A 20,890-nucleotide genomic window follows, 5' to 3' on the forward strand; every position below is an offset into this window, starting at 1 on the left:
ATGTCAGCGAAACCTCCTGGGCAGGGCCCCGATCCGGACCGGTGTCTGCTGGGCGTGCCAGATTCCTGCGGCCATGGCCACAATGCCGAGCAGCACGACGAACGCCGGCAGGTGCGCCGCCGCGCAGAACGCCGTGAGCAGGGCCCCGGCGGCGACCACGACGGCGCCGGGCCGCAACGTCTGGTGCCGGTCGCCTGGCGGGTGCACGGGTAGCCGCAGCAGCAGCCAGGCCGCTCCGCCGCTGGCGATGCCGGGCAGCACCCACCAGCGCGGCAACGCGGCCACCAGAGGTCCTACCAGCAAGGACAGGGCCACAGCCGCCGCCACCAGACCCGACCAGCGCACGATCAGCAGACTCTGGCGGCGGGGCTCGGCGTCGAGCAGCAGCGGCAGACGGCGCTCGTAGCTGATCAGCTCGCGGGTGGCCTCGATGACGGCGTCCGTAGCGTCCTGCAGGCTGGGCCTGCGGTCGGGACTTCTTTCCCCGGCCCGGTCTCTCCGCAGCCGGGCACCGCTGTCCCCGCCCGGGCCGGACCTCGGCCGGTGGTGGTACCGGGAGTTGTCCTCCAGCAGGTCACCGGACTCGGCGTGACGCAGATCGTCGTCTTCTGCGTAGCTGTCCTCGTACGCGCCGTCCGGCCAGTCGTCCTCGTCCTCAACGCCCGCCTCGTCGAGGCGGGCGTCGGTGAGGTCGATGCTGTCGGTGAGGTCGATGCTGTCCGTGAGATCGATGCCGTCTGTCAGGTCGATCTCGTAGACGTCGTCGGCCTGCCCCTCGGCGCCCTGATGTTCTTCGTCCGGGCCGTTCCCGGGCCGGCCCGGCCCGACCCGTACCTCCTGGCTGATCGCATGCAGATCCGCGAGCCGATCGTGGATGCGCGCCTGCAGGACCGCGACCTGCTCCTCCGGGTCAACCCCCATGACACCGACGGTAGCCACCGCGAAGCGCAAAGTCAGCCAGTGACCACCACGGCGTACTGACCGATTCCGAGAAGTCGTCCACCGTCGACGAAGCTGTCCTTGAGCATCAGGCTCGTCACCCGCCCGTCGGCCGGGTCGAACTCGATGTCCTTCACCTTGCCCAGCGGGTGGCCGTGCTCGGTCAGCACCCGGCGTTTCAGCACGTCGAGCTTCTTTCCCGAACGGCTTTTCAGCTCGTCCGGAGGCGCGGCCAGTCGTTCCACCGAGTTCACAGTGAGGGCGTCGGGGCCCAGACCGGCCAGTGCGCCCCAGAGCAGCACGCTGCCCGGGCCCGCGCTCTTGCGGATCCGGAAGCCCACCACCTTGCGCGCGACCGGATCGATGATCGGGGCCTCGACCCGGCCCACGGTGGTGGCGGTGGAGGTGTCCATCACCGGGTTACCCGAGATGTCGCTGAACCTGATCACTGCGGCAGCTCCCCGGTGGTCTGTTCTTCGGTACGGCCTTGCGCGGGTGCTTCGGCCGGGCGGACGGCGTGCGGCCCCAGGCGGGCCCGGAACTCCTCCACCGCCGCACCGAAACCGGCCAGGTCGTCCCGGATGAAGTCGATGGCGGTGTCGGGCAGGATCAGCGCCTCGCCCGAGACCGAGAGCGCGTCGGGCAGCGGTACGAACTGCCGCCGCGGCGCCGTCTTGTCGCTCGGCTGGATCTCGTAACCGACTGCTTCCGTTCGTTTCTCATCGACGGAAAGCACCACGTCGGTGACCGTGCCGAGGTTGCGTCCGCCCTGGGTGAGCACGACCGAGCCGAGCACGACACCGCCGGCACCCTCCAGTTCGCCGTCGAAGGCGCGCTGGTCGGCGAGGTGACTCTCGTCGACGATCATCACCGCGGCCGGGCCCAGACCGTGCACGTTGGCCCAGGGCAGCGTCTTCTTCAACGGCCCGGCGAACAGGCCCCGGCCGTTCAGGGTGAAGCCCGCCAGCTCACCGGACAGCGATGAGTAGACGACATCCTTGATCTGGGCGATGTCGTCACCGGCCAGCGTGACCACGGGGCGCTTCACCAGATCGGCGGCGCGCAGCAGCACGCTCATGACCGACCTCCCGGCGGGTTGGACGGGTTACCGGGCCGGCTGCCACGCGAACGCTGCGCCAGCACGCTTCCCTTACGCCTTCTGGCCTGGATGCCGTAGAAGACCGCTGTCAGCAGTACCAGCACCCCCAGAACCAGCACGAGCCACTGCCACACATCCACGGCGAACTCCTATCTCACCGGCGCAAACGCGCCATGCCCCCATGCTCGCGTGATCCGTTCGTCCCGGCATCCTGAAGAGCCGGTTCAGCTGTTGATCCCGCCGTCGGAGCAGAGCAGCTGCCCGTTGATCCACCCACCATCGGGCGAGCAGAGGAACGAGACCAGCGAGGCCGTGTCCCCGGGCTGCCCGAGGCGCCCCGCCGGGGTCTTCGCCGTCAGGTCGTGCCGCAGCTCGTCGCTCATCCAGCCGGTGTCAATCGGCCCCGGATTGATCACGTTCGCGGTGAGGCGCAGGTGTGCCAGTTCCCGGGCCGCGGCCAGCACGATGCGGTCCAGCGCACCCTTGCTTGCCCCGTAGGGCAGGTTGAACGTGGTGTGATCGCTGGTGAGGGCAATGATGCGGGCGTTGCCGTCCTGTCGTTCCCGTCGTTCCAGCCGCTTCGCGAATTCGCGCACCAGCAGCCACGACGCCCGGGTGTTCACCGCGAAGTGCCGGTCGAAGCTCTCCACACTCGTGCTCAGCAGGTCGGAGTCCACCGATTCGGCGTGGCACATCACCAGGGCCGTGACCGACCCCATCCGCTCGTTCACCGCATCGAAGACGTCCCCGGGCGTGCTGGGCAGGCTGAGGTCCGCCTCCACCGCCAGCGTGCGCGCCCCCGCCGCCCGCAGGCTCTCCCCGAGACTCTCGACGTCCGCCGGCTGCCTTCCCCAAGGCATCCGCTCGTCGTAGGGCGACCAGTGGGTGGTCGCCACGTCGAAGCCGTCCGCGGCCAGCCGCACCGCGATGCCCGCCGCGATCCCGGCGAGCCGTCCGGCCCCGGTGACCAGGGCGACCGGCCGCCCGTGCGCGTCGCCGGACCCTGCGTCCCCGGGCGTTCCCTCGTGCTGCGTCACGAAACCACCTCCACGGCGATCCTGTCCGTGGTCGCGGGAGGTGGCGAGCGAATTAACGCTCCAGCAGCTTCTCCAGCACGTCGGCCAGTCCGTCGTCGGCCACCGTGCCGGTGACCAGATCGGCGTGCGGCTTCACGTCGTCTGTCGCGTTCCCCATGGCCACCGCCTTGCCGGCCCAGGCGAACATCTCGATGTCGTTACGACCGTCGCCCACCGCGAGCGTGGCGTCGGCGTCCACCGCCAGGCGACCACGGATGACTTCCAGGGCGCTGGCCTTGCTGACGCTGTTCGGGGCCAGGTCGAGCCAGGCCGACCAGCCCACGGCGTAGTTCACACCGTGCAGCCCGATCGAACGGGTGAGCTCCAGGAAGTCGTCGGACGTGTGCTCGGGACTGCGCACCACCACCCGGCACGCGCTCTCGGCGCAGAGTTCCTCGAACGTGGCGACCCGGGTGTACGGGCCCTCCAGCTCACCGGGCGGGAAGGGAGCCGTGAGCAGGAACTCGCCGGAACCGTTCTCCAGCGCGTAGAGAGCTGTCGGCAGGTGCTCCCGCAGCAGGGTGAGCACGCTGGACGGGTCGAAGGTCACCGTGTCGGACACCTCGTAACCGCCGGGCGCCATCGGGTCGAGGCGCAGGGTCACGGAGCCGTTGCTGCAGACGGCCCAGCCGTTGACCAGACCCAGCCGGTCGAGCACGGGAACGGTCTCGTACAAGGAACGCCCGGTGGCGATCACCACGTGCACGCCCAGATCGGCGACCGCGCGCACGCTCTCCCTGACCCGGTCGGTCAGACGCTGGTCGTGGTCCAGGATCGTGCCGTCGATATCCAGCGCCACCAGCTTCGGGGCCCAGATGTCGGCTGGATCGATTCGGGGACGGTTCTCCATCACGTGGTCTGTCATCCGCAGAGTTTACGCGCCCTCAGGTTACGGTCCGGGGTCGATTGATGACCAGGCCAGACAAGCGCAACGTAAACAGCGTGTCTCGTCACCCCGCGTCTGGGCGGGTCTACGCTCGATCCCCGGATAACGTGCACGTCATGTCGATCAGCAGCGATGTCCTCAGGGACGTCGTTCTCATCGCCGTTCTCGTGATCGCCGTGGTGGTTCTCATCACGCTGGTCGTGACCCGGCGGCGTCTGCTCTTCCGGAGCCGTCCCACCGAGAACCCGGACGGTGCCAGCGAGGCGCCCCGGGCGGCCGTGGTCGTGCACGGCAAGAAGGTGGACGACCACGACGCCCGCAGGAGGCAGATCGAGGTGCTCTCCGGGCGCCTGGGCTGGCGGGCGCCGGTCTGGCTGGAGACCACCATCGAAGACCCGGGGCGCGGTCAGACCCGCAAGGCCGTGGCCGACGGGGCCTCGGTGGTCATCGCCTTCGGTGGTGACGGCACCACCCGCGTCGTCGCCGGGTCGCTCGCCGGCACCAACGTCCCGATGGGCCTGCTCCCCGCCGGCACCGGCAACCTGCTGGCCCGCAACCTGGGTATCCCTCCCAACCGGCTGGAGTCGTCCCTCCACATCGCCCTCACCGGACGGAACCGCACCATCGACATCGGCCACGTCGAGATGGCCGAGACCCCCGGCACCCCGCCCCGCCAGGAGAGCTTCCTGGTGATGTCCGGCCTGGGCTTCGACGCGGAGGTCATGGCCACCACCGCCCCCGAGCTGAAGAAGAAGATCGGCTGGGGCGCCTACGTGATCGCCGGGGCCGGCCGCCTACGCGGCCGCCGTACCCCCGTCACCATGCGCGTCGACGACGGCCCCGTCCAGCAGCGCAAGATCCGTGCCGTCGTGGTCGGCAACGTCGGCATGCTGCAAGGTGGCATCCAGCTCATGCCCGGAGCCCTCCCCGACGACGGCTGGCTGGACGTCGTGGTCGTCTCGCCCCGCGGTATGACCGGCTGGCTGCCCGTGGTCGGCGCCGTACTGACCCGCCGCAACCACGCCACGGTCGAGCACTTCCGCTGCCGCACGATCGAGATCCACGCCGACAAACCCATGTTCGCCCAGCTCGACGGCGACCCGGCCGGCAAGGCCCAGTCCCTCAGGGCCTGGGTGGACCCACTGGCCCTGATCGTGCGGGTCCCGGGGTAGGAGCGACCCCTTGCGGACGCGCGTCCCCGCTCCCGGGGCAGCCCGGAGTTGGTGGGGTCGGTGGGGTCGGCCAAGGAGGGACGCCCACCCCTCACCTCCCAGCGCGTGATCGTGTGCACTTGTTGCGGGAAGGCCGCAAAGAATGCACGCAATCACGAAGTAGCTGGGGTCGCTGTTGGCTGGAACCGCCCGAACACGGGTCCGGCCGACCACAAGCGCCAGCCTCCTGCCGGTCTGGGCTCATGCGCATCCGGACTATCGGCGGCGCACCGGACCAGGTGCGCGGAGGTGGGCGACGCACCGGATCAGGTGCGCGCGGGGCTCAGTTCTCCCTCGGAGGCCGGCTCGTTGCCTTCTGCCGGCCACTGCTGTTTCCGGGCGACGAGGAACCAGAGGGCCAGGAGGCTGAGGACGGCCCACCAGCTGTACGAGTTCTGGACGATGCGGGCGACGGCGTTCGGGACCTCGTTGCCGGCCAGCAGGTTCGCGCCCCACCAGGGCATGCGGATCCACAGCAGCACGGCCCCGACGAGGGCTGCTGCGACACGACGCAGGTCACGGCCGTCACCCAGCAGTGCCCCGATGACCACGACGCCCCAGTGCATGTGGTGCACCCAGGAGACCGGGGAAATCAGGTAGGCCGTCATCCCGACGACCGCGACCACGGCCACGGGCTCACCGAGCCGGTCGAAGCGGCGGGCCAGGGGCAGGGCGGCAACCAGTACCGCGGCCACGAGCAGCAGGTTCACCGCGGTGAAGGCCAGGCTGCCTTCGGGCGGGCCGATGCGTAGCAGCACACCGCGCAGCGACTGGTTGGACGTGCCGCCGTTCGGGCCGAGCCGCCCGGGGTCGAGCAGGGCATCGGTCCAGTAGGTGGCCGAGGCCGGGGGCAGCAGGAACCAGGACACGATGGTGACCAGGGCGGCCGTGCCGACCGAGGTGGCGAGCACCTTCCAGCGCCGGGCCACGGCCCAGTACAGCCAGAACACCCCAGGTGTCAGCTTGACCGCGGCGGCCAGCGCCACGCCCACGCCACTGCCACCGGCCCAGGAGCCGTCGATCCGCGACCGGCGGGTGACGTCCCACAGGCAGAGGGCCACGATCACCGCGTTGACCTGGCCGAACCGCACGCCGTCGGAGACCGGCAGCAGCCACACGCCACCAGCGGCCAGCACGCCCTGCGCCAGACCGGCACGATGGCCGAAGCGGCGGAGGAAGGGCCGGAAGGCGATACCCACCGTCCACCACAGCAGCGCGCACTGCAGCACCGTCCAGATCCAGCCCACCACCGCGAACGGCGCGATGAGCAGGGGCAGGGCGGTGAAGGCCGCGAACGGCGGGTAGGTGAAGGGCAGGAACTGCGGCTGCACCGTGCGCACGTCGTACAGCGGGAAACCGGTGACGATCGCCCGGGCGCCCTCGCGGTACACCTCGAGATCGACCTGCCAGTTCTCCCGGGGGTAGCTGACCAGGTAGTGCCAGGCCAGGGGGGTGGCCGAGGCAGCCAGCACCAGGAGCCCCAGCACCAGCCAGGGCCCTTGTCTGCGCAGCGATCCAGCCGTATCCACGGAAGAGATTGTGACGTGCCCCTCCGACATTCTCCGCACCCGCCTGTTCAGAGCCCTTTCCCGGCCGACCCGCCCAAGATCATCCACCTCGAGGGTGCGGGGGTGATCCGGACCAGGCTGTCGGTGGGGGCCCATACAGTTGCCCGGGTGAGATTCGGACTGCGGACACGGTGGGCTGCCCTCGGCGTACTCGGAACGGTGGTCGCCGGAGTGGCGTCCACCGCAACCATGGCGTCGGCGACAGCGGCTGTCGCGGCCGACGCCCACCACTCCGCGCTCGGCCGCGCGGCGACGGGCACCCCGGCCGTCACCACCGCGGCCGGCAGCACCGCCCTCGGCAACACCGCGGCCGGCAACACCGCCCTCGGCACCGCTGAGACCAAGGCTGCTTCGACCGACACGGCCGTTACCGCGTCTCCTGCTTCCTCATCCCCCACCACCCCGGTCTCCGCGACCGACACCGCCTCGACCGACACCGCCTCGACCGACACCGCCTCGACCAACGCTGCCACCACCGACACGGCCGTCACCGGCCCCGTCGTGCTGCTCGGTACGGGCGGCCTTCGCTGGACCGATGTCACCGCCAGGCAACCCGCCCTGCAGAACCTTCTCGACACCGGCTCCAGCGGCTGGCTGGCCGTCCGCAGCATCCGTTCCACCACCTGCCCGACCGACGGGTGGCTGGCGATCTCGGCCGGCTCCCGGGCCGGTGACACGGAGGTCTCCAAGAAGCAGCCGATCTGCCGCGACCCCGAGCTGACGGTCACCGACCCCGGTGAGGCGGTCGGCGTCACTCATTGGGACCGGTACGTGCAACAGGCGGCGAGCGACGACTACGACGCGCAGCTCGGTCTTCTCGGAGACACCCTGGCCGCGGCCGGCCAGCACACCGCCGCGGTCGGTGCCGGTGCGGCGATCGCCCTGGCCGGTCAAGACGGCCAGACTCCGCACGCCTGGGCGGGCGGTGCGGGCAATGCCTCCGGCACCGGCGACCCGCAGGCCCTGGCCTCGGACGTGGACGCTGCGCTCGCGACCGGTCCGGACCTGCTGGCCGTCGACCTCGGCACGATCGTCGACCCGGCCCAGCAGAATGACGAGTGGCCCGCGCTGACGGGTAGCTATGGCGCCTCCCGTGCCGATCAGGTCGCTGCGCTGGAACTTCGACTCGAAGCGGTACTGGCCGAATTGCCTACCGCCGCAACGGTCTACGTCGCCTCGCTGGCAGACTCCGGCACCAAGTCGGAGCTGCGGCTGCTCGCCGCCACCGGCCCGGTACCGGGTGGTGGCTCCTACTCCGACTCGCTGCTCGGCAGTTCCTCCACGCGCCAGGACGGCCTGGCCCAGACCACCGACCTGTTCCCGACGCTGGTCTCCGCGCTCGGTGTGGCCGCCCCCGACTCGGTGGTCGGCTCGGTGGTGCGCCCCGCCGCGGCGGGCATGAGTGACAGTGACCGCGACCGCAAACTGCTCGACCTCGACGAGGCCGGCACCGCGGTGAACCCGATCGTTCCCTTCTTCTTCATGGGCCTGATCATCGCCCAGGTACTGCTCTACCTGGTGGTCACGCTCGTGCTCCGCAGAAGGTCGCGGAGCCCGGAGGAGGCCCTCGTCGCTTCCCGCCGGGTCCTGCTGCTGCGCTGGCTGCGCCGGGTCGCCGTGGTGTTCTCGTGCGTGCCCGCGGCCACCTTCCTGGCCAACCTGGTGCCCTGGTGGCGCTACGAGCACGCGGGCCTGGCGCTGACCGGCGCGGTCGTCCTGTTCGTCGTCCCGATGGCCCTGATCGCCCATCTCGGTCCCTGGCGGCACGCCCTCCTCGGCCCGATGGGCGCGGTCGGCGGCATGACCATGCTGGTGCTCGGCGCCGACGTGATGACCGGCTCGCACCTGCAACTGTCCAGCATGATGGGCCTGCGGGCCGTGGTGGCCGGCCGCTTCTACGGCTTCGGCAACCCGGCGTTCTCGGTGTTCGCCACCGGCTCCCTGCTGCTGGCCGTCGCCGTCGCCGACACCCTGGTGCGTCGGGGCCGGTCCCTGGCGGCTGCCGCGGCCATCGCCGTCGTCGGTGTGGCCGCCACGATCATCGACGGTATGCCGGGCTGGGGCAGCGACTTCGGCGGGCCGCCCGCGATCCTCCCGGCCTTCGCCGTGCTGGCTCTGCTGGCCTACGGCGTCAAGGTCAACTGGCGTCGCGCGCTGATCATCACCGCCGGCACCGTCGTGGTGATCATTCTGCTCTGCGTGCTGGACTGGTTGCGGGGCCCGGACGACCGCACCCACCTCGGCCGGTTCGTGCAGACCGTGATCGATGGCGACGCGTGGCCGGTGCTGCGGCGCAAGGCCACCCAGAACCTGCGCATCCTGTTCGGCTCGTACCTGAGCGCCCTGCTGCCGGTCGCGGTGGCCTTCGTGGTGCTGGTGCTGGCCCGGCCGGTCTCCTGGGGTGTGCGGCCGTTGCAGGTGGCCTACGACCGCTCGCCGGTCCTGCGCTCCGGCATCATCGCCTTCGGCGTGATGATGCTGATCGGGTTCGCGATGAACGACTCCGGATCTTCGATCCCGGCCGTCGCCGCCACCGTGGCACTGCCCCTGCTCATCGCCGCCAGCGTGCGAGCCCTCGAACTCGCCGACACCGACCCGCCGGTCCAGCCCGCCGAGACGACATCGGAGCCGGAGACCAGCAAGGGTTAGTGCGGCGACCGCCAAGGTCGTCCAGGGCAGCCAGGCAGCCGGGTCGCCGGGTAGCCGGGTAGCCGGGCGTCCCGGGCAGGAAGCGGCCCGCTTCAGGTCGTTGTGCCGAACCTGGGTGCGGTGACACCCGGATCAAGAGCGTCTTCGTTCGCGATCATGCAGTCCCCCGGCCCCGGCCCGGGAGGTGACCCATCCCTCCGGGGACACTTTGCATGATCACGAACAGACGAGGACGCGGGTCAGGGCTGGTCGTTCTTGGTCGCCCGCCGCTTCCTGGGGAGCGGGGCGGGCACCGCTGTCTGAGCTTCCGACCTCTGGGCGGCCGTGGTCTGTACCGGCTTCCTGGCCGCCACGGTCTTCCTGGCTCCCACGGTCTTCTTAGCGGTCACGGCCTTCTTAGCCTTCTTGGCCGCCGTCTTCTCGGCGGGCGCCTTACCCGGGGCCGGAGCCTTACCCGGGGCCGGAGCCTTACCCGGGGCCGGAGCCTTGACCGCCGTCTTCTCGGCCGGTGCCTTACGCGGCGCGGGGGCCTTGGCGGTCTTCTTCGCCGCCGGTGCCTTACGCGGCGCAGGGGCCTTGGCGGTCTTTCTCGCGGCCGGCGCCTTACGCGGCGTGGGAGGCGTGGCCACCGGCGCGGTCGCGGGCTCCTCGGCCTCGGACGGCTGCTGCGCGGAAGATGCCTTGCGCGGGGCCGGGGCCTTGGCGGTCTTCTTCGCCGCCGAGCCCTTGCGCTGGACCGGGGCCTTCACCGCCTTCCTCGCCGCAGGAGCCTTGGCAACCTCGGTGGCGGCCGGTGCCGCCTCGTCCTCCCTGCGGTTTCCGCCCCGCCAGAACGTCAGGGTCGCCCCGCTGGCCTGCTCGACGAACAACCCGCCGTTGGCGGCCTTCGAGTTCAGCAGCTCACGCAGTTCTGCCTCGAACTCGGTGAACCGGTCACCGAAGAGATGCGGTGCGGAGTACGAGAGCGAGAACACCGACGCGATCACCTCGTTCACGGTGCGTACCCGCGTCATCGCGTAGGGCACCTCGACAACCCGCGGATCCTCGAATCCGGCCGCGGCGAAGATCTCCCGCTCGGTGCCGAAGGCCTCGGTGGGACGCAGACCCTGCCCCGCCCTCAGGTCTTCACCCAGGTAGCGCGCCACGAGCGAGCGCACCTCTTCCCACGGCGGCTGCGGGAAACGCAGGGAGGTACGCGGGGCGGCACCGGTGCCCTTGTCGGTGATGGCGCCGAGATGCACCACCGCACCACCAGGTTCGAGCATCCCGGCGACCGCCCGGGCCACCGTCTCCTGGTCGAGCCAGTGGAACGACAGGGCGAAAGTGATCGTGCGGAACCGTCCGAGGTCGGCGGGCAGCTCTTCCGCACGCATCTCACGCCAAGAAACTGACTGCATCCGAGCAGCTTTGGACGCGAGGCGACCGGCCTCGACCATCCCGGGATCCGCGTCCACACCGATGACCTCGCCGAAATACCTGGCCAGCGGCAAGGTCAGCGAGCCCGGACCGCAACCGACGTCGAGCAGGCGCCCGGTGCCGTCCAGAGCGAGGTTTTCCCGGATCGCCTGCACCACACCCGGCGGATACGGCATACGCCCCGCCGAGTAGTAGTCGGCGCTGCCGGCGTAGAGCGACGGATCCCATTGCCACACGGTCATTCCTGCAATCTCATCATTCAGCTGAACCGACGTCGAATTTGCCCACTGGTGACGCAGAGCGGCCGTGCTCGACGTCGTCCATCGTTGACTGCACCTGTGAGTACCGGAATTCCTTCCAGCGCCAACCGGTCCAGGTCAACACCGCCACTACGACGGCAAGTTCCAGCCAGGGCGCCACGGACCGGCGGAAGCCGAGGCTGATCGCCTCCACCTGTTCGGACATCCCGACGACCCGGCCCGGAACGTAGGCCAGTACCAGCACGGACAACCGGGCGAGCAGGGCACCGTCGAGCAGGGTCGGCGTGAGCAGCGCCAGCGGTGCCCACACCATGCTGTCGTACCACGGCAACGAATAAGGCGTCGTCAACAACCAGCCGACGCCGAGCGCCAGGGCGGCGCGGGCCATCGAGGCGGTCTCCGCGCCGACCGGGGAATCGGGCGTGACGCCGGTCGGCACCGCCCGCATCCGGCGCAGCAGAAGCAGCACGAGGACAGCCCCCAGGCCCATCGCGAGCGGCCCGATCACGTCCCGCAGGCCGCTGCCGAACACCGGGTCGAGCTCGTTGGTGAGTAACCGCCAGGGCGAGGCCAGCGAGACCTGACGACTGGCCTCGTGCAGCCGGTCGTAGGTGTGCGGACCGCTCCACAGATGGGCCGGCACCAGCACGGCGAGCCCGGCGAGCGCCATCACCCCCAGATGCCGGGCCAGCTGGGGCAGCGGCCGGTGCCGCAGGCCCCAGAGGATGGCCAGGGCGAACAGACCGATGGTGATCTTGCTGCCGACCGCCGCCCCGATGAGCAGCCCGGCCCAGACCGGTCGGGTGGACGCCAGAGCGAGGGCCCCGATCGCGAGGGCGACGGCGATCACGTCGAGGTGACCGCCGAGCACGACCTGGCCCAGTAGCAGCGGGTTGAGGGTCCAGAGCACCCAGGTGCGGGCCCGGGCCTGCGGGTTCCCCCGGGTCAGCCGGTCGAGGGTGAGGGCGACGGCGAGGAAGGCCAGGCCGCAGATGATCTGCCAGAACCAGACGGTGAGCCGCAGTGAGCCGTCGCCGGCCCAGGCGGCCAGGACCTGTGCGGCGGTCGAGACCGGGCCGTAGACGCTGGGGGTGTGCTGCCAGGGCGGCTGGATCGCCCCGGCGACCGGGTCGGTGCCACCGCGCCAGGTGCCCGGGTCGACCACGTAGGGATCGTCACCGGCGGCGGCGATGCGGCCGTAGGCCAGGTAGGAGAGGTGGTCGGCGGAGCCGAGCGGAGGCAGCACGGTGAGCAGGAGCACGGCGGCGCCGGCCGCGACCAGGACCACGCGGGGCGACAGCCAGGTCAGGCCGGAACGGAGCGCGAGCAGCCCGGCCACGATCGCGAGCGCGCCGAGCCCGGCGGCGATCGCCAGGACCACGCTGACGAGGCCGGAGGACGGGTGCAGTCCGAGGTCCCAGGACGGGTACCAGGTGGCCGGGCCCAGGCCCGGGACGGCGGCCGAGTCCCCGGCCACGGCGACCCCGGCCGGCAGCAGTACGGACAGCACACCCGTACAGCAGAAGACCAGCCCAGGGGGCGGCCGTCGCCGCGTGGATGACACGAGGCAATCGAATCAAACCCGGCGGCGCAAAACTGCCTTCTGGCCGGTCCGGGTCGAACCTGACCCGATGAATTGACGGAAAGTTCAGGTCGGCGTGGCAGAACGCACACGTCCGGTCACCCGCCGAGAGCTTTGCGGGCCCATCGTGAGGCCGGGCGGAAGATCTGGTTGACCACCGGCACCCGGCGGGTGCGACGTTCCAGGAGGGCCAGACCGACATCGCGGTACTGACCGGCGCGGTGGAGCTGACCGCGGAGGTCAGATCCCGTTACCCGGTGGTGTAGTTCACAGGGCACCTCGATCACCCGGTAGCCCGCCGTGAGCACGTCGATCGTCAGGCCGGTCTCGACCCCCCAGCCGATGGCCAGGGGCAGGGCGGAGTCGAAGGCCGCGCGGTTGATGCAGCGCGTACCGGAGAGCGGCTGGGTCGGCGTCCATCCGGTGGCCTGCCGGATGCCCTTGCGGGCCAGGCGCACGACCTTGCCGCTGCCGCCGCCCGAGGTCGCCTGGGGCGGGATCAGGGAGATGGTCATGTCGGCCTCACCGGCGAGCACCGGCTCGACGATGGTCGACGTCGCGGCCGCACTGGCCCCCAGGTCGGCGTCGATGAACAGCAGGGCCCGGGGCTCGTTGCCGGGGACGGCGGCGTCGAGCACCGCGGCCCGGGCCGCGCCGGTCTCCATGGCCGCGGCCTTGCCCTGATTGACCTCGTGGCTGACCACCTGGGCCCCGGCTCTGACCGCGATCGTCGCGGTTGCGTCATTCGAGCCGTCGTCCACCACGATGACCAGATCGGCGCCCGGGAGCGCGAGCGCTGCCTCCACGGTCGCGGCGATCCGGTCGGCCTCGTCCTTGGCCGGGATGATGACGGCGAGGCCACCAGGCACTGTCACGTCTGCCACGCCTCCAGAGGCTATGGGGTGTACCAGGCCGGAGGGAATCCGGACGATGAAGCTCACACCGTCCGGATTCCCTCGAGATCAGCTGAGATCAGCTGAGATCAGCGCAGGGTGACCTGGCGGGACACCACGCCGGCCCGGGCGCGGCGCTCGTCGGCCGTCAGCGGCTCGGTGCGGGCCATGGCCTCACGCAGCCGCTCGGAGAAGGCCACGATCGGCTTCTCCAGCTCTTCGGGCTCGGTGTCGTCGGCGAGGTCCCACACCGGCACGATCAGGCCGCAGGCCCGGAACGAGCCGACGTACTTGGTCTCCGGCAGCAGCGCCGACTCGCCCGCGGCGTGCAGGCGAGCGATGCCGTCGAGCACCTGGGTCTCGTCGTCGGGCAGCACCCAGCGCAGGTGGCGGCGAGCGCCCATCTGCACCCAGTAGGCGGCCTCGACCGAGGTCAGGCGCTTGGTCGACACGGCCGCACCGTTGGCCTGCTCCAGCGACTCGCGGACCTCGGGGGTGAGTTCGTTGTCCTGCGCGAACCAGAACTCGAAGCCCTCGTGCACCGTGACGTTGAAACCGCCGGAGAGGTCGAGCACGTCTTGCAGACGCGGGCCCGGGCCGGGCAGGTCACTCTCGGCCACCGGGTTGCCGGCCTCCAGCTCCCGCGCCTTCAGCAGGGCGGCGGCCAGGTCACGGCTGGCGTCGCCGGAGCCTCCGCCGGTCTGCAGACCGAGCAGCACCGTGCCGTCGGCGCGGTGCAGCGCGGGCCAGGCCATCGGCAGGATCGAGGCGACGGTGACGGTGCCACCGCCGAACTCCTCCTGCACCGGCACGACCGCGGTCGCCGCCGGCACGATCTCGCGCAGGGCTACCCAGTCGCACTCCCCGGCCAGACCCTCGAAGGGGCGCACGGCCACTTTCATTGCCTCGATCCGGGCTGCGCGCCCGTGACACGCCTTGTACCGCTTGCCCGACCCGCACGGGCAGTCCTCGCGACCACCGACGACCGGAATGTCACCGTCGATGACGGTGGTGGCGGCGGATCCGGTTCGGCGCTGCTTCTTTCCCATGACCGGCGAGCCTAGCGATCCGTGGTGGCGATCAGGTCGTCTAACCAAAGCTAGCTATGACACTAGACAGCCTTAGACGAGTTGATCGACCACGAACTGAAGGGTGGACGCCAACCCGCTCACCTCGTCCGGACGCCCGGTGCACCGCCCGCGCCCGGATGCGCAAAGATGCTCCGCCGACTCAAGCGCAAGATCACTGGGAGACGATCGTGAACGGCTTGCACGACCACTGGGTCGAGATGCCGGAATGGACACCGGGACGCGAACTCTGGGCGTTCTACCTGACCTTCGCCGAGGCGCCCGACCTGCACACGCGGATCGCCAACGACCAGGCCGCCCTGGCCCGGGTGACCGGGCTGGACATGATCCCGCAGGCCCGGCTGCACCTGAGCGTCCAGGGCATTGCCTTCCGCGATCTGGTGCACGACGCCGAGATCGAGCGGCTGGCCCAGACCGTGGGCGCGGCGGTGGCCGGGCGCCGGCTGCCCCGCCTGTACGCCGGACCCGCGATGAACGACTACGACGCCGTCGGGCTGCCGGTCTACCCGGCGGAAGACCTGGTGGCCCTGCGTGACCTGATCCGGCTGACCGCGGCCGACCTGATCGGTGCCGAGCGGATCTATCAGCTGCCGGAGTCCGAGGGCGGTTTCATCCCCCACATCAGCGTCGCCTACTCCAGCCAGGAGATTTCCGGCGCCGATCTGGCTGCCGGGCTGGAGCGGACCAGCCAGGAGATGACCGCGATCGATGTCAGCCACCTGTCGCTGGTCGCCCTGCGCCGGGCGAACAAAGCCTGGTCATGGGAGCGCGAGGCCCGTCTGCCGTTCGCCCAACCCAGCCCGATGAAGGTGAGTTAGGCCGGCACGAGCATCGAGGCGAGGGTCTTCCTGGTCTCGGCGGGCTTGTTGGTGATCAGCACCGAGGCCCCCGCGTCCAGGCAGACCCGGATCTGCTCGGGGGTGTCGACCGTCCAGACGTGCAGGTCACGCCCACGGGCCCGGATCCGCTCACCGAAGCGCGGGTTGAGCGCCAGCATCTCCACGTCGGGCGCGATGGCCACTCCGGCGGGCACCTGGCCGTCGATCATGGCCACCGGCATCCGGCGCTCCACCAGATAGACCAGCGGAAGGGTCGGGGCCAGCGCGCGCATGCGGCGCACGGCCAGAGCACTGAAGCTCATCATCCGCACCGGGGAGGGTTTCTCCGGCGTGTGCTGGTCCCAGCCGAACTCCTGCAGCAACCGGGCCAATTTGCGCTCGACCAGACCGCCGTACCGGGTGGGGTGTTTGGTCTCGACCACGATCTGGACCGGCCGGTCGAGCTCGGCGACCACCGAGAACAGCTTGCGCAGGGTCAGGAGGTGCGACCGGTCCGAGGTGTCCACCACGTCCGGGACCTCGGTGCCGTAGTCGCCGTGCTCCTGCGACAGCTTCTTCCAGGATCCCCAGTCCAGCCCCTCGAGCTGCGCGAGCTCGAGGGTGGAGACGATCCCGGTGCCGTTCGAGGTCCGGTTCACGGTGCGGTCGTGCACACACACGAGGTGGCCGTCGGCGGTGAGCCGGACATCGCACTCGAGCGCGTCCGCACCAGCCTCGATGGCCTGGAGATAGGCCGCGAGCGTGTGCTCGGGCTCTCGATCACTCGCGCCACGATGTGCGACGACCTGAGGCCGTAGCGAAGTCACGCATCAAATTTGCCACAAGATCGGGCTTCGTGTGGGGCAGAACCGGGCCGGTTCTCAGATGCACAGAAAATGCTCGCTGCCCGTTTGCCGGATGGTCGAACCCTGTAACACCGGCGTTCCCGGCCGGTCTCGCGACCGGCCGGGAACCACCGACGTGGTGAGGTACTGCCAGGAAGGGTCAGGCCTTCTTGTTGGCCTCGATCTCGAGGACGAGCTTGACCTTGTCCGAGATCAGGAAGCCGCCGGTCTCGAGGGCGGTGTTCCAGCTGATGCCCCAGTCACTGCGGTTGATCGTCGCGGTGCCGTCGAAGCCGGCCTTCTGCGTGCCCCACGGGTCGGCAGCCAGACCGTTGAACTCCCACTTGATCTCGACGGGCTTGGCCACGCCCTTGATCGTCAGGTCGCCGACCAGGATCAGGTCGTCACCGTCGAGCTTGGCCGAGGTGCTCTTGAACGTGATCTTCGGGTTGTTGTCCGCGTCCCAGAAGTCGGCGGAGCGCAGGTGACCGTCACGCTGCTCGTTACCGGTCACGATGCTGGTGGCGTCGATCTCCAGGTCGGCGCTGGAGGCCTCCGGGTTGGCGGCGTCGATGGTCGCGGTGCCGGAGAAGGTGGCGAAGTGGCCACGGGTCGTGGAGACCATGGCGTGCTTCACGGCGAAGCCGATGGTGCTGTGGCCCGGGTCGATCTCCCAGGTGCCGGTCAGCTCAGCGGGGAAGTTGCTCATCAGAAATACCTCACAGGTCGTCGGTTCGATCGGGGTGGATCGGCGGTGCTGATTGAACCTTAGATGATTCAACGTTCATCTAACTACTCCGCCACGGAGAAATTCCCGCACTTGGCCGAACGGGCACCGGTCAGTCAGGTGAAGGACACGTCGCGGACGCGCCGAGCCCGATCACGCGCAAGGATCTACCCATGACCGTCGCTCCTGTGCGCCCGCCGTCCTCTCCCCGGCTGGCCGGCTCGGCCGAGGCCGATGAGCGCCGCCGGGTGGCCCTGCGCCGGATGAAGACGGTCGCCACCACGTTGCTGGCGGTCGCCGCGGTGATCTACGTGGCCACGCTCCAGCAGGACGGCGCCCTCGGCTTCGTCAATGCCGCGGCGGAAGCAGCCATGGTCGGCGCTCTGGCCGACTGGTTCGCGGTCACGGCTCTGTTCCGGCACCCCCTGGGCCTGCCGATCCCCCACACCGCGCTGATCCCGACGCGCAAGGATCAGATCGGTGAGAGCCTGCAGGAATTCGTGGCCGACAATTTTCTCTCCGAGGAGATCGTTCGGGAGAAAGTCGGCCAGGCTGAAGTGACCCGGCGGATCGGGACCTGGCTCGCCGAGCGGGAACACGCCGAGCGAGTGGGCGCGGAGCTGGCGACAGCCGGTCACGGCGTGCTGAGCGTGCTGCGCGACGACGACGTGGCGGCGATGCTGGAGCAGGTCGTGGTGCCGCGCGCCGCCGACATCCCGGTGAGCCCGCTGGCCGGTGGCCTGCTCGACGGGATCCTCGACGACGGTGCCCACCATCGGCTGGTCGACCTGCTGGTCGACGAGGGCCGCTCCTGGCTGGAGATCAACTCCGAACGGATCATGCTGCTGGTCACCGAGCAGGCCCCGGGCTGGACCCCGCAGTGGGTGGACAACCGCATCGCCCGCCGCGTCTACGACGAGATGTATCGCTGGCTCAGCGAGATCTCCGCCGACCAGCAGCACCCGGCCCGCCAGGCCCTGGACGACCTGCTGCGCCGGCTGGCCCGCGACCTGCGTTCCGATCCGGAGACCCAGGCCCGGTTCGAGGCGATCAAGATTCGCCTGCTCGAACACCCGGAACTGCGCAAGGCCACGATCGCGCTCTGGTCGACCGTGCGCCGCATGCTGCTCGAGGCGCTCGCCGACCCGACCGGTGAGCTGCGCCGTCGCATCGTCGACGCGCTGGCCGACCTCGGGGTGCGCCTGTCCACCGACCAGGAACTGCAGGCCCGCCTCGACACCTACGCGCAGGACGTCGTCGGCTACGTCGTCCGCAATTACGCGGACGAGCTGGCCACGGTGATCAGCGAAACGGTGAAGCGCTGGGACGCGGTCGACGCCTCACGGCGCATCGAGCTCCACGTGGGCCGGGACCTGCAGTTCATCCGGATCAACGGCACGGTGGTCGGCGCCCTGGCCGGTCTGGCGATTCACACCTTCACCATCCTGATCTCCTAAAGCAGCTGCACCCCACCACTCTTGATCGACGCGTAACCTGCGGCCACCACCCGGGAGGTCTGGACCGCGTCCGGCGCCGTGGTGGGAGCCGTTGCCTCACCGGCCATCTCCAGCAGCAGGGCGCGCATCGGCCCGGCGAAGGCATGCGGGGTCCAGCGGGTACTCACCGGATAGGGCAGCCAGCCGTCGGTGGGCAGGACGTGACTGCTGAACTCCAGGGTGCCGGGATCGGTCAGCAGGTCGATACGGACCGATCCCTGCGAACCGTCGACGCGGATCCGGGCCCACCGGTCGCCGGTCGTGTTCTCGTGGTCGACGGCCACCAGGGCCCGGGCACCGGAGGTGAAGGTCATGGTGGTGGTCGTGCGGGTCTCCCCGGCCACCCGCCGGCCCGGAAGCCGACCGGCCACGCAGTACACCGTGGACGGGCTCCCGAGCAGCGCCCGCACGGTGTCGAAGTAATGGACCGAGTGGTACATCAGGTCGAGCTGCGGGGACTGCGCCAGCCACGGCCGGTCCGACCAGTCGGTCTGACCGCTCACGTCGATCGTGACGGCCGTGACCTCACCGATCCAGCCCGCCTCGACGATCGCCCGGGCCGCGGCCATCACTTCGCTGTACCGCATCTGGTGATTGACCACGAGCGACCGGCCGGCCGTTCGCGCGGCCCCGGCCAGGTCGACGGCCTCGGCATGCACCAGAGCCAGCGGATTCTGCGCCAGCACGTGCTTGCCCGCGGCCAGGGCGGCCCGCACGATCTGCGGCTGTTCCGTCGGCACGACGGCGACATCCACCACCTCGATGGTGTCGTCGGCCAGAATTTCCTCGAGCGTGAGGACGCGCTTCAGCCCGAACGCGGCCCGCGCGGCATCCGCACGGGCCGGGTCCCGATCGCAGATGCCCACCACCGGCAACCCGGCCGCGGCGTAGGCGGGCAGATGCCCCGCCCGGACGACGGCACCGGCGCCGATCACGGCGATGCGCCGGTGCAGACGCCCGGGGATCGAGAGGTCACAGGCCCGGGTAATCGGCTGGAGCAGGTCGATCACGGGAGATCTCCACTTCATCGCACCCCTCTTCTGTTCGTGGATCGAAGGGTTTACTCGGCTGCCTGCCGACGCAGGTACCTACCGAAATGTGGCACAGTGAAGGAGATTCGGCCACGTTCGCCGGAATAGATGAGGCCCTTCTTGATCAGTGAGTCACGAGCGGGCGACAGGGACTGGGGTTTGCGGCCCAGCAACAGGGCGATCTCGGAGGTCGCCACCCCCGCGTCACCCATCGACAGGCTGGACGGCAGGTCGGCCGAGACCTCGGCCATGGCCCGCAGGTACTCCCGCTCGGACGGGGTGGCGCGCTCGTAGCGCGAGCCGAAGAAGCCCACGGCCAGCTCAGCCTCCGCCTCCGGGGCCGCCACCTTCACGTCGTCGACGGTGATCGGGGTGCGCGGGGCGACGTCCCAGGTCACCTTGCCGTAGGCCTGGATGAAGTACGGGTACCCGGCGGTGACCTCGTACATCTGCGCCAGAGCCTCTTCGGTGAAGTCGGCGCCCTCTTCCTGGGCGGGTGGACGCAGCGCCTGGGCGGCTGCTCCCGGGTCGAGTCGGTCGATCCGAACGTATTTGAAAAGCCGCTCGGAATAAGACTTGCTGGCCGAGAGCACCGCCGGGATGTGCGGCAGACCGGCGCCCACCACCACCAGTGGCAGGCCCTGCTGACCGAGCTCGTGGCAGGCGGCGCACAGGGCGGAGACGTCTTCGGGCAGCAGGTCCTGCATCTCGTCGATGAACACCGCGATACCGCGACCAGCCCCGGCGGCCACCCCGGCAATATCGGAAAACAGTTCCACCAGGTCGATCTCAATGTCACCGGAATCAGCACGACCGGTGACGGCCGGCACGTCGATACCGGGCTGCCAGCGATCACGCAATGCCGTGCGCCCCTTGACCGGCGAGGCCGGTTCTTTCATGGCGAACGATTTCAGGATGCCCAGAACCTGGTTCGCGTCGTCCCGGTTGGCCGGTGACAGCTCCCGCACGGCCTGGTGCAGGGCGGCGGCCAGAGGACGGCGCAGCGGGGTATCGGGCCGGGCCTCCAGCTTGCCCGTTCCCCAGCGACGTCGCACCGCGGCCGAGCGCAGGGCGTTGAGCAGCACAGTCTTGCCCACCCCGCGCAGGCCGAGCAGCACCAGGCTGCGCTCGGGCCGCCCCCGGCTGATCCGTTCCAGCACCACGTCGAAGCTGTCCAGCTCGGCGTCGCGACCGGCCAGCTCGGGAGGACGCTGACCCGCGCCAGGGGCATAGGGATTGCGCACCGGATCCACGATCAGAGCGTATCCAGCCGTCTAGGTTAAATCCTAGAACCAGCAATAGCGTT

General features: G+C 70.0%; 19 protein-coding genes. 4 read left to right on the forward strand and 15 right to left on the reverse strand.

Annotated features, from left to right (window positions below; translation table 11 throughout):
• Window positions 1-3: 3 nt before the first annotated feature.
• The 6 genes from QSK05_RS00440 to QSK05_RS00465 form a co-directional block, all read right to left on the reverse strand.
• Window positions 4-921: an MFS transporter gene (locus QSK05_RS00440; RefSeq protein WP_285592693.1), complete on the reverse strand. Its 918-nt coding sequence runs from the start codon at window positions 919-921 to the stop codon at window positions 4-6.
• Window positions 922-953: 32 nt separating this feature from the next.
• On the reverse strand, window positions 954-1,388 hold the full coding sequence (locus tag QSK05_RS00445) for a PRC-barrel domain-containing protein (protein ID WP_285592695.1): 435 nt from the start codon (window positions 1,386-1,388) through the stop codon (window positions 954-956).
• The gene (locus QSK05_RS00450; RefSeq protein ID WP_285592697.1) at window positions 1,385-2,017 is read right to left on the reverse strand and encodes a PRC-barrel domain-containing protein; all 633 of its coding nucleotides are present in this window, start codon (window positions 2,015-2,017) and stop codon (window positions 1,385-1,387) included. Before QSK05_RS00450 ends, QSK05_RS00445 begins: the two co-directional genes overlap by 4 nt.
• Window positions 2,014-2,178, reverse strand: coding sequence for a hypothetical protein (locus QSK05_RS00455; protein ID WP_285592699.1), 165 nt, complete (start codon window positions 2,176-2,178; stop codon window positions 2,014-2,016). The genes QSK05_RS00450 and QSK05_RS00455 overlap by 4 nt, the downstream gene beginning before the upstream one ends.
• Before the next feature lie 84 nt (window positions 2,179-2,262).
• Window positions 2,263-3,075, reverse strand: a complete 813-nt coding sequence (locus QSK05_RS00460) for an SDR family oxidoreductase (protein ID WP_285592701.1) — start codon at window positions 3,073-3,075, stop codon at window positions 2,263-2,265.
• 52 nt (window positions 3,076-3,127) lie between these two features.
• Window positions 3,128-3,979, reverse strand: coding sequence for an HAD family hydrolase (locus QSK05_RS00465; RefSeq protein ID WP_285592703.1), 852 nt, complete (start codon window positions 3,977-3,979; stop codon window positions 3,128-3,130).
• Between the two features lie 137 nt (window positions 3,980-4,116).
• Here QSK05_RS00465 and QSK05_RS00470 point away from each other — a divergent pair, with 137 nt between their 5' ends.
• Window positions 4,117-5,172: a diacylglycerol/lipid kinase family protein gene (locus QSK05_RS00470; protein ID WP_285592705.1), complete on the forward strand. Its 1,056-nt coding sequence runs from the start codon at window positions 4,117-4,119 to the stop codon at window positions 5,170-5,172.
• Window positions 5,173-5,477: 305 nt separating this feature from the next.
• Here QSK05_RS00470 and QSK05_RS00475 read toward each other — a convergent pair whose 3' ends face one another.
• The gene (locus QSK05_RS00475) at window positions 5,478-6,740 is read right to left on the reverse strand and encodes a glycosyltransferase 87 family protein (RefSeq protein WP_285592707.1); all 1,263 of its coding nucleotides are present in this window, start codon (window positions 6,738-6,740) and stop codon (window positions 5,478-5,480) included.
• Between the two features lie 147 nt (window positions 6,741-6,887).
• Here QSK05_RS00475 and QSK05_RS00480 point away from each other — a divergent pair, with 147 nt between their 5' ends.
• Entirely contained in the window at window positions 6,888-9,428 is a 2,541-nt protein-coding gene (locus QSK05_RS00480; RefSeq protein WP_285592709.1) for a hypothetical protein, read from the forward strand.
• 239 nt (window positions 9,429-9,667) lie between these two features.
• Here the strand turns inward: QSK05_RS00480 and QSK05_RS00485 are convergent, their stop codons facing one another.
• The 4 genes from QSK05_RS00485 to QSK05_RS00500 form a co-directional block, all read right to left on the reverse strand.
• The gene (locus QSK05_RS00485; RefSeq protein WP_285592711.1) at window positions 9,668-11,080 is read right to left on the reverse strand and encodes a class I SAM-dependent methyltransferase; all 1,413 of its coding nucleotides are present in this window, start codon (window positions 11,078-11,080) and stop codon (window positions 9,668-9,670) included.
• 19 nt (window positions 11,081-11,099) lie between these two features.
• Entirely contained in the window at window positions 11,100-12,614 is a 1,515-nt protein-coding gene (locus QSK05_RS00490; protein ID WP_285592713.1) for an MptA/MptB family glycosyltransferase, read from the reverse strand.
• Window positions 12,615-12,784: 170 nt separating this feature from the next.
• Complete coding sequence (locus QSK05_RS00495; RefSeq protein ID WP_285592716.1) at window positions 12,785-13,570, reverse strand: glycosyltransferase family 2 protein; 786 nt, start codon at window positions 13,568-13,570, stop codon at window positions 12,785-12,787.
• Window positions 13,571-13,668: 98 nt separating this feature from the next.
• A complete protein-coding gene (locus tag QSK05_RS00500) occupies window positions 13,669-14,628 on the reverse strand; it encodes a DUF5926 family protein (RefSeq protein ID WP_285592718.1) in 960 nt (319 codons plus the stop codon).
• 209 nt (window positions 14,629-14,837) lie between these two features.
• Between QSK05_RS00500 and QSK05_RS00505 the strand changes: the two genes are divergently transcribed.
• Window positions 14,838-15,485 (forward strand): 2'-5' RNA ligase family protein, encoded by a 648-nt coding sequence (locus QSK05_RS00505; protein ID WP_285592720.1) that lies wholly within the window; start codon window positions 14,838-14,840, stop codon window positions 15,483-15,485.
• Here the strand turns inward: QSK05_RS00505 and QSK05_RS00510 are convergent.
• Together QSK05_RS00510 and QSK05_RS00515 are read right to left on the reverse strand one after the other, a co-directional pair.
• Window positions 15,482-16,312: a glycerophosphodiester phosphodiesterase gene (locus tag QSK05_RS00510; protein ID WP_285592722.1), complete on the reverse strand. Its 831-nt coding sequence runs from the start codon at window positions 16,310-16,312 to the stop codon at window positions 15,482-15,484. The genes QSK05_RS00505 and QSK05_RS00510 overlap by 4 nt on opposite strands.
• Window positions 16,313-16,490: 178 nt before the next feature.
• Complete coding sequence (locus QSK05_RS00515; RefSeq protein ID WP_285592724.1) at window positions 16,491-17,039, reverse strand: YceI family protein; 549 nt, start codon at window positions 17,037-17,039, stop codon at window positions 16,491-16,493.
• 191 nt (window positions 17,040-17,230) lie between these two features.
• On the opposite strand from QSK05_RS00515, the gene QSK05_RS00520 reads away from it, so the two are divergent.
• Complete coding sequence (locus QSK05_RS00520) at window positions 17,231-18,514, forward strand: DUF445 domain-containing protein (RefSeq protein ID WP_285592726.1); 1,284 nt, start codon at window positions 17,231-17,233, stop codon at window positions 18,512-18,514.
• Here the strand turns inward: QSK05_RS00520 and QSK05_RS00525 are convergent.
• Together QSK05_RS00525 and QSK05_RS00530 are read right to left on the reverse strand one after the other, a co-directional pair.
• Window positions 18,511-19,563, reverse strand: a complete 1,053-nt coding sequence (locus QSK05_RS00525) for a Gfo/Idh/MocA family protein (protein ID WP_285592727.1) — start codon at window positions 19,561-19,563, stop codon at window positions 18,511-18,513. The two genes, QSK05_RS00520 and QSK05_RS00525, sit on opposite strands and share 4 nt — an antisense overlap.
• 50 nt (window positions 19,564-19,613) lie before the next feature.
• Window positions 19,614-20,837 (reverse strand): ATP-binding protein, encoded by a 1,224-nt coding sequence (locus QSK05_RS00530; protein WP_285592729.1) that lies wholly within the window; start codon window positions 20,835-20,837, stop codon window positions 19,614-19,616.
• Window positions 20,838-20,890: the final 53 nt, after the last annotated feature.

It is taken from the genome of Kineosporia sp. NBRC 101731, assembly GCF_030269305.1.
Taxonomy (GTDB): Bacteria; Actinomycetota; Actinomycetes; order Actinomycetales; family Kineosporiaceae; genus Kineosporia.